Source organism: Flavobacteriales bacterium (assembly GCA_016699575.1).
GTDB lineage: Bacteria > Bacteroidota > Bacteroidia > Flavobacteriales_F > PHOS-HE28 > PHOS-HE28.
This window is the reverse complement of sequence record CP064979.1, coordinates 3,076,877-3,089,545: the sequence shown is the minus strand read 5'-3', so window position 1 is coordinate 3,089,545 and position 12,669 is coordinate 3,076,877. Positions and strand designations below refer to the sequence as shown.

Here is a 12,669-nt window from a genome sequence, read left to right as displayed (position 1 = left end):
TATGCTCCGCGGATCCGCTGGCTGCTTTACGGTGTTTGTTGGAGCCTTGGCAATGGGCCAAGGCTTCAACAGGCGCTATGATGCCTTTTACCAGCAGCGTCCGCAGGATGCTTGGGGCATTGAGCGTACCGCACAGGGTTACACGGTCATATCAGGTAGCTACGATGCGGATAGCATATCACCTGATTCCTCATTCTTCCATGTCACGACCCTGTTCACATTTCTTGATGGGAGCGGGACGAAGCTCTCCGAACACCGCAATTTCCGCGCATGGCGTGGAACATTTCCAGGCTGGGCCAATTGCTGCGATACCGTACCGGGCGGGGGTTATGCAGTAGGGGGTGGTGTTCAATCCATTGACCAAGTGAATGAGATTTGCCTACAACGGATCAGTCCTCAAGGCGACACCCTTTGGACGCGGGTCTTCGGTGGCCCCAACCAATATTGGATCGGCCGCCAGGTGAAACGCACCCCCGATGGCGGCTTCCTCATTGTGGGCGATACCGATGCCAACGGCAACGTGGATGCCTTTGCCCTGAAAACCGATAGCTTGGGCAATGAGCAATGGCGAGAGACCTACAGCGGGGGTAGCTTGTCGGACTATTTCCTAGCTGTGGACCTGGCGGCCGATGGCGATCTGTTCTTGGGCGGACAACGACGCCTCACCGCCAACGACCGGGACTTCTGGGTACATCGCGTGGACAGCACTGGCACCACGGAGTGGCAGCGTTCATGGGGCGGTGCCTTCGACGAGTTTTCAGGGCATCTCGTGTCCCTTGCTGATGGTCATGTGCTGGTGGCGAGCGGGTGGTGCTACTCCAACAACTCCGACACCTACCGGCCCTACTTGGCCAAACTCGATTCCGCCAACGGTCAAACTCTGTGGGAAAGAGAGTATGGTCACATCGCGTTCACCACCACCTTCTTCGCCGCTAAAGAGCGCCCCAACGGCGACATCATTGCCTGCGGCGTGAGCTATGCCGGCGGCAACCAGCAAGGGCTGCTACTGCGCACTACCAGCCAAGGCGATAGCATCTGGATGCGCACTTACTACTACCAGGACACCCTCATCACCACCGGCCAAGGCCGCTTCTACGATGTGCTGCCCACCCCGGATGGTGGCTTCATAGCAGCAGGCTCGGCCTACAACCCGGCCGGTGCGCCCTACCCACCGGGCTACAGCCAAGACACCTGGGTGGTAAAAGTGGACAGCATGGGTTGCATTGTGCCGGGGTGCGATGGTGTTGGCGTGCAAGAGTTGGTGACGAACTTGGGTGGTGCGCTAAGCGTGTTCCCCAACCCTGCACACGGCAGCACAACCGTGCAAGTGCAATTGCCCGCATCCATGCAGCGCAGTGGGCTGCGTTTGGTGCTCGTCAATGCGCAAGGGCAAGTGGTGCTCGAACAAGCAGCACAAGACGGCGCCAACACGCTCGACTTGTCTGCGTTGAGCGGCGGGTTGTACTACGTGCATTTGGCCAGTGGCACAACATGGCTGAGCGGCACTAAACTGATCTTGGAATGAACGCACATGGGGATGCACGACAGGTCGGAGACCTTAGACCGATGGCCACTCGGCGAGAAGCCGAGCGGCTGCCCGTGCGACAGCCGAGGCGCTGCCGGGGGCTGCTAACCCAAAGTTGGTCGAACGGCTTGTGCTTCACCGAGCTTTGGCTCAATGGCGAGCAAGCCGTCGCCCTGAAGCTGGTGGTGCAACACTGAGCGAATGCGTTGCTTGGTTATCGGTATCGTGGTGCTGGTTGGAGCTTTGGCCCATGGCCAAGGCTTCAATCGGCGCTACGATGCCTTTGGCCTTGACCGGGCCCAAGGTGCTTGGGACATCGAATTCACTGCTAACGGTTACATGGCGATCTCTGTGAGTTCGGATGCCGACAGCATCTCCCCCGACTCATCCTTCTTCCACTACTCGGTGCTCTTCACGGAGCTAAACATCAATGGTGACAAAGTGAATGAAAGTCGTGTCTTCAGACCTTGGCATGGTACCACATCAGGTTGGGCGAATTGTAGTGACACTATAGCGGGTGGTGGTTTTGTAATTGGGGGCGCCACGGAATCGCTCGCCTCTGTTATCGAGACGTACCTCTTCGTTGCCGACCCACAGGGCGACACCCTCTGGACGCGCGTTTTCGGCGGTGCCAACCAATACTGGATAGGCCGCCAAGTGAAGCACACCTCCGATGGTGGCTTTCTCATTGTGGGCGATACCGATGCCAGCGGTTTTGTGGATGGCTTTGCCCTCAAGACCGACAGCTTGGGCAATGAGCAATGGAGGCAGACCTACGGTTGGAGCAACTCAGAAATTGATGGGCTGTTGTCGTGCGATCTGGGCCCGGCCAACACCTACTACATGGCTGGTAGCCGTTACCTGAACAACGACAACAGGGACATGTGGCTGCAACGCACGGATACTTCTGGGGCGCTCTTGTGGCGTGTGAGCTGGGGCGGCCAGTTCGACGACGGCAGCGGGCACATGGCCACGCTGTCAGATGGGCATGTGATCGTAGCCAACGCAAGAGGCTACAACTTCAACGGCACCCTGTTCCGCGTAGCCCTCACCAAATTGGACAGCACCGATGGAACCATCCTCTGGGACTACGAATACGGACCAGAAGCACCGAGCACGGTGCTCTTCGCAGCCAAAGAGCGCCCCAACGGCGACATCATTGCCTGCGGCGTGAGCTACGCCAGCGGCAACCAGCAAGGTCTTCTGCTGCGCACCAACAGCGCAGGCGATAGCATTTGGATGCGCAGCTACTACTACCAGGACACCCTCATCACCACGGGCCAAGGCCGCTTCTACGATGTGCTGCCCACCCCGGATGGTGGCTTCATAGCAGCAGGCTCAGCCTACAACCCCGCCGGTGCGCCCTACCCACCCGGTTATAGCCAAGACACTTGGGTGGTGAAGGTGGACAGCATGGGTTGCATTGTGCCGGGGTGCGATGGTGTTGGCGTGCAAGAGTTGGTGACGAACTTGAGCGATGCGCTGAGCGTGTACCCGAACCCCGCGAGTGGTTCAACCACCGTGCAAGTGGAACTGCCGCAAAGCATGCGCGGCACGGCGCTGCGCTTGGTGCTGGTCAATGCGCAAGGGCAAGTAACACACGAACAAACGGCACAAGAGGGCGCCAATGCACTCGACTTGTCCATCGTTGCTGCTGGACTCTACTACGTGCATTTAGCGAGCGCAACAACTTGGCTAAGTGGGGCCAAACTGGTGGTGCAACACTGAACCGAATGCGGAAAGCTTGCATAGCGCTGAACATGTTGGCTGGAACCCTGGCAATGGGCCAGGGTTTCAACCAGCGTTATGACGCTTTTGATCAGGGACGTGAGCAGGTTGGATGGGGCCTTGAACGCACTGCAACCGGGTATACGGTCATATCCTATTCATACGACGCCGACAGCATCTCGCCCGATTCATCTTTTTTCCACGCAAGTACTCTTTTCACCTTTTTAGATCCGAATGGCACTAAGCTCGCCGAGCACAGGATCTTTCGCGCATGGCGAGGCACTTACCCAGGCTGGGCCAACTGTTGCGACACAGTACCAGGTGGAGGGTATGCTGTAGGTGGTGGTGTTCAGTCCATAAACCAAGTGAGCGAGGTTTGTCTTCAGCGCGTAAATCCACAAGGCGACACTCTCTGGACGCGCGTTTTCGGCGGGCCGAACCAATACTGGATAGGCCGCCAAGTAAAACGCACCGCCGATGGCGGCTTCCTTGTTGTGGGTGATACCGATGCCAGCGGTTTTGTGGATGGGTTCGCGTTGAAGACCGACAGCTTGGGTAATGAGCAATGGCGGCAGACCTACGGCTGGAGCAACAGCGAGATCGATGGGCTTCTGTCGTGTGATGACGGCCCAGCCAATACCCTCTATATGGCCGGCAGCCGCTACCTGAACAACGACAATCGGGACATGTGGTTACAACGCACGGATTCCGCCGGTACCCTGCTATGGCGCGTAAGCTGGGGCGGCCAGTACGATGATGGCAGCGGGCACATGGCCACCCTGTCCGATGGCCATGTGATCGTGGCCAACGCAAGGGGCTACAACTTCAATGGAACCCAGTTCCGTGTTGCCCTAACCAAATTGGACAGCACCGATGGAACCATCCTGTGGGATCACGAATACGGACCAGAAGCACCGAGCACCGTGCTCTTCGCAGCCAAGGAGCGCCCCAACGGCGACCTCATTGCCTGCGGCGTGAGCTATGCGAGCGGCAACCAGCAGGGCTTACTACTGCGCACTACCAGCCAAGGCGATAGCATTTGGATGCGCAGCTACTACTACCAGGACACGCTCATCACCACGGGCCAAGGGCGCTTCTACGATGTGCTGCCCACCCAAGATGGCGGCTTCATTGCAGCAGGCTCGGCCTACAACCCGGCCGGTGCGCCCTACCCACCGGGCTACAGCCAAGACACCTGGGTGGTAAAAGTGGACAGCATGGGGTGCATAGTGCCGGGTTGCGATGGGGTTGGCGTGGAGGAGGTGGTTACCAACTTGTGCAATGCGCTGAGCGTGTTCCCGAACCCCGCGAGTAGTTCAACCAACGTGCAGGTGGAACTGCCGCAAAGCATGCGTGGCAAAGCGCTGCGCTTGGCCGTAGTGGATGGGCAGGGCCGTATTGTGCATGAGCAGAGCGCACAGCAAGGCGCTAACGCACTCGACTTGTCCCAGCTGTCAGCGGGGCTTTTCTATGTGCATCTGGCCAGCGGCACAACTTGGCTCAGTGGCACCAAACTCATTGTTGAATGAACGCACTTGAACAACGACAACAGGCCAGAGGCCTTAAACCCAGAGCCACTCGGGAAAAACCCGAGCGGCTGCCCGCGCGGTACAGCCGAGGCAGTGCGGGAGATGTGATCGTGCAACAAGGCTTTCCCTGTCCACCGGCCAACTTCCAGCGCGGCCGTTTCGAGGGGCTGGCCCAAGCCATGTATGTAAGCACCTTCGACCCCAGTCGCACCTTCATTGTGGATGAGTGCGACTTCCACCACTGCTACAGCGGTGTGCGCATGGAAGGCATACAGGACGCTGCAATAACGCGCAGCACCTTCCTGGTGGGCGAGCCGCAGCAGGGCGATTGGGAGAACGTGCCCTACGGCGTGTACTCTGACCAATGCACCGGCTACGAAATAGAGGAGAACACCTTCACGGCCACCAACACCGCCACCAAACCCATGGTGGGCTTGGTGATCAAGGACAGCGGGCCCTACAGCAACCGCTTCTACAACAACAGCTTCGATGGTTTCGATGTGGAAAACAGCACAGGCAGCATCATTGAAGGCATGAACGCCGATGCCAACAACAACTACATTGAAGGCTTGGAGGTGAAGTGCAACGACTACGGACAGGTGGTGAAGAACAGCTTCGATGTGGGGCTGACCGGGCCCGATGTGAGCGTGCAAAATATGCAAGGCAGCCCCGCTCTTGACCCGGATGCTCCCGCAGGCAACCGTTTCAGCCTGGATCACGACGGAACCTTTGATCCGCAGGAGGATTGGTTCGTTGAGTTAGTGTCGAATCCCGTTGAGTACATCCACCATAGCCCAAACGGAACCGACCGCTTGGTTCCTGATTGGCGTGATCCACTGTACACCGTTGTGACCGATGGAAACGTCCAATGGCAAGGTAAAAACGTTGCCTGTCCTAGCGACCTCTCGAAGGACTCCGAACACGAAGCGAAGCGACTCGCAAGTGTCAATGCCGATGCCGAAAGGCAGAATGCGGAGGACGCCTATGACGCGACGAAAGACAACGGCGACACCTACTCATTGTTGAGCTATGTGAGCGACGGCAGCAAGAGTAGCATCCAAGTGCGCAACGCCTTACAGAACGTTGCTCCCAAGGTCAGCGAAGAGGTATGGCATGCAGCGTTCGATCGCACTCCGGCCATGAGCCAGTTGCATTTGACGCAAGCGTTACTCACCAACAGTCCCTTGCAAGCAGAGGTTCTCAAGCTGATGAACGACAGCGGGCTCAACGCCTACTATAAGCAGTTGGTTTGGAGTGCCCAGGATGGTTCTGTGAGTATTCTTACCCTTCTGGAAAGTACTATAGCGTTTGCCGCGAGCGAGAAAGCAACAGCCCTCACTGACCTTGGCCGCTTGACTTGGTTAGATGAAGTAAACTTGAGCACCTCACTCGATGAACTGAAGACCTGGCACGAGAGCTTATCTGCCGGGAACAACGCTTCTGCGATCGGGGGTGTTTTGGCAGCAAAGGGCAATGAAACCGCCTTGTTCGCGTTGGCCCAAAGCACCGAGTTAACGGCACCGACCCCGGAGGTGTATGGGGTACTGAAGCGCTACGCTAGTAGATTGGATGATGCCGAGTGGACGGTGCTAACGGCTGCGGACGAAAATTGGCTGGTAGGCACCGCCGCACAACGCAACGTCATCGGCTCAGCCCATGCGCAAGCCTGGCTTTTAGCCTTGGGCCATCCGAGTCTGCCGGAAATCATCTTGTTGCCGCCCATGGACCGAAGTCCGCGCAGCGCCGAGAGTGAAGTTGAAATCTGGACGGTGACGCATCATGTGGGTTTGACGGCTTACCCGAATCCGACGAATGTGGGCACGATCTTGGACGTACACCTGCAGGAGTCGAACGGTGAAGTGCGACTTCGTGTTTTAGATGTTATTGGACGTATGGTCCATGAAAGAATACTTGGTGCGGGCCAGCGACTAGTGGACCTGGACACGTCTACCTGGCCTAGCGGCCTTTACGTTGCTGAGCTATGGCTTGCTGAAGAGCAAGTCGCAGCATTGAAGCTGGGTGTGCAGCACTGATGGAACTGCGCCTTGGCACTTTGGCGCTCGGCGCATTGGTTGTAACCCTGGCACAGGGCCAGGGTTACAACCGGCGCTATGATCCTAATAGCCTAGGCCGGGCACAGACAGCATGGGGTATTGAGAAATTTGATGGTGTTGGACACTTCGTGTTCAGCGCAAGCAGTGAGATCGATACACTCGGCCCCGATAGTGCGGTGTACTACGCGGCCATCTTCATCAGCCGCGTTGACGCAAACGGGGACACGGTCTTTCACAAGAAGCACTCTTTGCCGGGCTACGGGATCTACCCAGGGTGGGCGAATTGTTGCGATCCTGTTCCGGGAGCGGGATGGATAGTCGGAGGTGGGCGGGAGTCGTTTGCGGATGTCGATGAAGTTTACCTTATGCGGTTGGACGAGAATGGGGATACGACATGGACGAGGAGTTTTGGGAATCCCAATCAGGGTTGGATAGGCCGCCAAGTGAAGCGCACACTCGATGGTGGTTTTATCATCGTGGGCGATACCGATGCGAACGGGAATGTTGATGCCTTTGCCCTGAAGACCGATAGCTCGGGCAACGAGCAATGGAGGGAGATCTACAGCGGTGGTGGCCTTTCGGACTATGTAGTGTCCGTTGACAAGGCAGATGGAGGCGACTATTTGCTCGGTGGCCAGAAACGCATCACCGCTGACGACAAGGACCTTTGGCTGCTTCGGATAGATAGCGTAGGTGCCGTTCGCTGGAGTAGATCTTGGGGTAGTGGTTTCGATGAGCCGAACGCACACTTGACCACCTTGGTCGATGGACATGCGCTAGTAGCCAGCGCATGGGGTTATGACGATGACTTCAGCGCGGCGCGCACATACTTGGCCAAACTGGATTCAACGGACGGCAGCACCATCTGGGACCGCGAGTACGGGCCGGTGGCGTATGGCGCTGCCTTCTTCGCCGCCAAAGAGCGGTATAACGGTGACATCATCGCATGCGGTGTCACATGGGCGAATCTTGCCCAACAAGGTCTTCTGCTGCGCACCACCAGCACGGGCGATAGCATCTGGATGCGCAGCTTTTACTACCAGGATACCCTCATTACCACGGGTCAAGGGCGCTTCTACGATGTGCTGCCCACCCCGGATGGTGGCTTCATAGCAGCAGGCTCGGCCTACAACCCCGCAGGTGCGCCCTACCCACCGGGCTACAGCCAGGATACCTGGGTTGTGAAGGTGGATAGCATGGGCTGCATTGTGCCGGGCTGCGATGGCGTTGGTGTGCAGGAGTTGGTTACCAACTTGGGCGGGGCGTTGAGCGTGTTCCCGAACCCTGCGAGCGGTTCAACCACTGTACAGGTGGAATTGCCGCAGAGCATGCGAGGCAAGGCGTTGCGTTTGGTGCTTGTGAATGCACAAGGGCAAGTGGTGCGCGAGCAAACAGCGCAAGACGGCGCGAACATCCTCGACTTGTCGAACGCTACGGCCGGGTTGTACTACGTGCACCTTGCCCAAGGCACAACATGGCTCAGCGGGGCCAAACTGGTGGTGGAGTAAGCCGTCTTCCCCTCACCCCATCAACCCCTGCTGCACGCGCCGCTGCTCCTGCATCATCGCTCTATCGCACCTGTCGAAGCACACGTGCACCGCTGACTTGTCCTGAGCGCTGACATCGGTGCCGAGGGCATCAAGTACGGCGAGACCATCGGCGAGCCCGAGCAGTTGCCAATGCGGGCGTAGCTGATGCCGGGTACGCACCAGAAGGTCGGCATCGTTATGGGCCATGGCTTGTTGCAGCGCGGTGCGGTGCTTCGCGAATTCCTTGCGGAACTGTTGCAGCACGGTGATGGCCTTTTCGCCCTGCGCGCCGTACTGGTCCAGAAGGCCGGCAAGGTCTATCGCAGTGTCCACCGAGGGGTCGGTCCAGAAGGCGGCTTTGGTGGCCAGCTCGTTGCGATCGATGGGCTTGGTGATCCGATCGTTGAGCCCGGCCTGACGCACTTGGGCATCGTGGTCGGCATCGGCGAAAGCCGTTACCGCAATGGCCGGCACGTAGCGGTGGCGGGCCATTCCGTGGATGCGCAAGGCGAGTTCCGTACCCTTCATGTCGTCGCCTAGATCAAGGTCGATCAGGAAGAGATCGTACGAGCGTTCACGGCAGAGGGCCAGAGCATCTTCAGAGCCCGTGGCCAGGTCCAGCTTCCATTTCCATGCCTTCGCCAAGTCGGTCATGAGCATGCGGTTGGTCTCCACATCCTCCACGTAGAGCACGTTCAAGCCAGTTGTCGCTCGCGCAGCAGGCGCCGCCACCGGAACCGTAGGTAGCGGCTGCCCCACCTGCGGCATTGGCAGGTGCACCGTAAAGGTGGTGCCCATGCCGACCGTGCTTTCCAGCGCAAGTGTTCCCGCCATGGCTTTCACCAGGGCCTGCGTGATCGCCAGACCCAGTCCCACGCCTTCCTTGCCCTCGCTGGCCGCGGCCCGCTCGAACCTTGCGAAGACACGGTCCTGCTCTTCGGGCGACAAGCCGGCACCCGTGTCGCTCACGGCCATCACCAATTGTCCATCGGCATAACGGGCGGTCAGCTTCACCTGCCCTTTCGCTGTGAACTTGATGGCATTGCCAAGGAGATTGTCGATGACCTGGTGCAACCGGAGCGCGTCGCCCGAGCAAGCGGCGGGCAGTTGCTCCACTTCGGCCAACAACGCGATGCCCTTGTCCTGGGCGGCCACGGCGTGCACCGCAAGCAGGTCGCGGATGATCTGCTCCGGTGCGAACGCTTCCTTGCGAAGGGTCACTTTGCCCTCGGCCAAATGCGCGTGCTCGAGAAGGTCGCCAACCAAGGCCTGCATGCGTTGGGCGCTGCGCAGCACAATGGCGGCGCGCTCGCGTTGCGCTTCGTCCGCGGCGCCATCGGCCAATTGCTGCCCCATGCCGATGATGGCATTGAGCGGCGTGCGCAGTTCGTGGCTCATGTTGGCCAGGAAATCCTTCTGCACCTGCTCGGCCCGCTGCGCCCTGTCGCGTGCTTGTTCAATGTCGCGCATGCGCGCATCGATGCGCTCCTGCATGTGCTGCACGGTCCGTGCAAGGCGGCCGATCTCGTCGGCACGTTCAACCGGCAACGGCGCACTCGCGGCACCATCTGCATACGCTTCCACGCGCTTGGTGAGGCGATCGAGCCGCCCCGAGATGCCGCGCGCAAAGAGCAATCCGATGCCGATGCAAGCAAGGGCCACTCCGCCCACGGTGAGCATTTGCCGATCGCGCACCTCCCGCAGTCCGGCAAGAAGTGCTGAGGTGCTGCGCTCCAGGCCCACGGTATAACGCTGTCCGGTGCTCGGTACCTCGAGCAAATAGGCCTGCGAGATGTGGTCCGGCCAAGCGCCCAAGGACCGTGGAAGACTGTCGCTCGTCAATGCGAGCGGGAAGGGTGAGGATGAGCCCAGGTCGAACCGGAAGGTCTTCGAGGTATCCGGATGCAGGATCAACTCATCCTGCGCGTCGGCCAGCATCAGCTGGCCATCGTGCGGCGACAAAGCCAGCAGTTCGCGGAAGAGCGGACGCAGATCGGCATTGATGATGACGATGCCGACGACCTTGCCCAATGGCGAATAAACCGGCGCCGCCGATCGCATGGTGGGCATGAAGGGCCGCACAATGGCCCCGTGCTCCTTGTTCAGGTCGATGCGCGAGTGGTAGCGGCCGCTACGTGGCAGGGCGATGGTGGCGAGGAAATAATCGCGGTCGCCCTTGGCTTGCAACAAGCTGTCAGGCGTGCGGAAAACCGTCGTTCCGCTGCGGTCGAAACGCACGGCCTCCTTACCAAGGCTGTCCGCGACAATGAACCTGACCTGCGCGTACTCTGGCCTTGAACGGATGAAGCTGTTGAAGAGAAGCGCCGCCCGCTCCACCACCACCCCCATGGCGGCGGTGTCAACGGTATCAGCCAGCGCTGCCCAGTCGTTCACGGGGTCGTTGTCGCTCAGGAAATCGATGTCGGCGGCCATGGTGGCCGAAAACGCTTGCAACCGCAGTTCGGCCAGTTGCAGGGTGTGCCGCATCTCGCGCCGCGCATTGGCCAATGCTTGGTCGGCGCTGCCGCGATACACCAGCCAACCGCTCAATGCCGCAGCCACCACCACCAGGAACACGAGCACCAGCGTGATGCGCGTGACCATGGAGGAACGTCGGAAACGAGGGACAGGGTACGACGACATGGCACGGAAAGATCACCTCAAAGGTGAACGCCCGAACGCCAGCCCCTGCAAGTCTTTGGAGCTATCACCACACGAAGACGTGTTCAACGCGCCGCCACAGCCCCGCCCTTCTTCCCGTTGATGTGCTCCATGCAGCGGGCCACCACCAACTCCGCGACCTTCCGGCCCATGGCCAGTCCCTCGCGGTTGTCGGTTTCGATGTGGTAGCCACCGAGCACACGGCTGCGTCCGGCCATATCAGCGGTCCCGCTGAAGGTGGCCAGGTCCAGCGTGATGCTGTCCGTGGTGATGCCGGGCTCGGTGAGCCAGCCGGGCAGCAGGTGCACCTTCACACCGTAGGTATCGCTACCGGTGAAAAGCTCCAAGGCCTTGGCACAACCACCGCTCACCGTGCTGTGCCCGCTCACGTAAGCGGGGAACGGTGGGCACAGGAAGTCGTCGGGGGAATAGGGCCGCCAATCCTTGCCTTTCATTTTCTGCATGCCCTTGTTCGGTCCGGCCCAGGCCACGATGTCCTCGTCGCCCATGATGTGGTGCACCTGCTGATATGGGCGGCAGTTGTCGTAGAAGTACTTCGTGTCCCAACAAGCGATGAAACAATCCATGGCAGTGCCGGTGACGAGCAAGTACATCTTTACTTCCTCGTCGAGCGTGTGCTGGTCACGCAAGCTCACATCGCGGGCGAAAATGAGCCAGTGGCCAGCCTGCTGCACGCTGCGGGGCCCATCGCGCATGAATTCCACCAGGGCTTTCTGATCGTTGGTGAGGTTGGCTTGTAGTTCGACCACCTCGCGGATCTCCTTCTCAAGCAATGGGTCGCCCATGACCGGCGGGGGTGGGCTGCGGAACTGGCTGGCACTGTCCAATAGGAAAGGCTTCACATGCCCCCAATGCGGGGCCAAGCCGCCCGGCGCCCATTTCGACCCGTCGGCCCTGGTGAAATACTTGGGCGCCCACCGGTTGATCTCCTTCTGCGCATCCGCAGTGTTCACGCTCATGTAATGCGTGTAATCCCCGTAAATGGTATCGGCGGCGGCGTTCTGGCCATATTGGTTGCTGCCGTCATCTCGACGGGCATCGATGACGCTTTGAGCGGCCAGGTTGCCCACCCCGGCGGCGGTCGAAGGGTCCACGCTGAAATTGGCGGGGTCCAGGCCGGCTTCCTTCAGTTTGTTGGCGAAGAGCAAGCTGTCGCCGGGGTAAACGTTCTGCAGCAAACGGGCACACGCGTATCCAATGGCCGCGGCCTTGTTCTCCAAGGTCTGCTCAGTGGTGGGGCGGCGGTCGGCTTTCAAGTAGAACGGCTCGGCCACGCTATCGAAGCGGCTCCATGCATCGAACATGGCAATGCACGGCAAGGCCACCATGCGGCTGTTCACCGGCGGGCGCGGCTTGTTGCGCTCCGTGTCGTTGGCGGTGCCTTCCAGGATAACGCTGCCCCAGTAGTAGGCAGCATTGTCTTTTCCACGGGGTTCTTCAACAACGTCCTTCGTCTCCATGGAAGCGGTGTCGGCTTGTCCGCAGCCCCCGGCAAGGAGGCCGATCATCGCAAGACCAAGTACAGGAACAGGGTTCGAATAGCGCATAGGGGTCAGGTAAGTGGGCCGTGAAAATGAAGGATCGGCGGCACGTGGCGCACCCTCAGCGTCAGCGTGCGCGGA

The 12,669-nt window shown here is 59.6% G+C and carries 7 protein-coding genes; 5 read left to right on the top strand and 2 right to left on the bottom strand.

The window, feature by feature from the left end; translation table 11 throughout:
- The first annotated feature begins 1 nt into the window (after nt 1).
- The 5 genes from IPJ76_12870 (at nt 2) to IPJ76_12850 (ending at nt 8,344) form a co-directional block, all read left to right on the top strand.
- A complete protein-coding gene (locus tag IPJ76_12870) occupies nt 2-1,525 on the top strand; it encodes a T9SS type A sorting domain-containing protein (GenBank protein QQR85498.1) in 1,524 nt (507 codons plus the stop codon).
- A gap of 201 nt (nt 1,526-1,726) precedes the next feature.
- The gene (locus IPJ76_12865; GenBank protein QQR85497.1) at nt 1,727-3,253 is read left to right on the top strand and encodes a T9SS type A sorting domain-containing protein; all 1,527 of its coding nucleotides are present in this window, start codon (nt 1,727-1,729) and stop codon (nt 3,251-3,253) included.
- Between the two features lie 365 nt (nt 3,254-3,618).
- On the top strand, nt 3,619-4,782 hold the full coding sequence (locus tag IPJ76_12860; protein ID QQR85496.1) for a T9SS type A sorting domain-containing protein: 1,164 nt from the start codon (nt 3,619-3,621) through the stop codon (nt 4,780-4,782).
- Nucleotides 4,779-6,815, top strand: a complete 2,037-nt coding sequence (locus tag IPJ76_12855) for a hypothetical protein (protein QQR85495.1) — start codon at nt 4,779-4,781, stop codon at nt 6,813-6,815. The genes IPJ76_12860 and IPJ76_12855 overlap by 4 nt, the downstream gene beginning before the upstream one ends.
- A gap of 464 nt (nt 6,816-7,279) precedes the next feature.
- Nucleotides 7,280-8,344 (top strand): T9SS type A sorting domain-containing protein, encoded by a 1,065-nt coding sequence (locus tag IPJ76_12850; GenBank protein QQR85494.1) that lies wholly within the window; start codon nt 7,280-7,282, stop codon nt 8,342-8,344.
- A 12-nt stretch (nt 8,345-8,356) separates the two neighbouring features.
- Here the strand turns inward: IPJ76_12850 and IPJ76_12845 are convergent, their stop codons facing one another.
- Nucleotides 8,357-10,969 carry a response regulator gene (locus tag IPJ76_12845; GenBank protein QQR85493.1) on the bottom strand — a complete coding sequence of 871 codons (2,613 nt, stop codon included), beginning with the start codon at nt 10,967-10,969 and terminating at the stop codon, nt 8,357-8,359.
- Between the two features lie 122 nt (nt 10,970-11,091).
- Nucleotides 11,092-12,555: a vanadium-dependent haloperoxidase gene (locus IPJ76_12840; GenBank protein ID QQR85492.1), complete on the bottom strand. Its 1,464-nt coding sequence runs from the start codon at nt 12,553-12,555 to the stop codon at nt 11,092-11,094.
- Between the last annotated feature and the right edge of the window lie 114 nt (nt 12,556-12,669).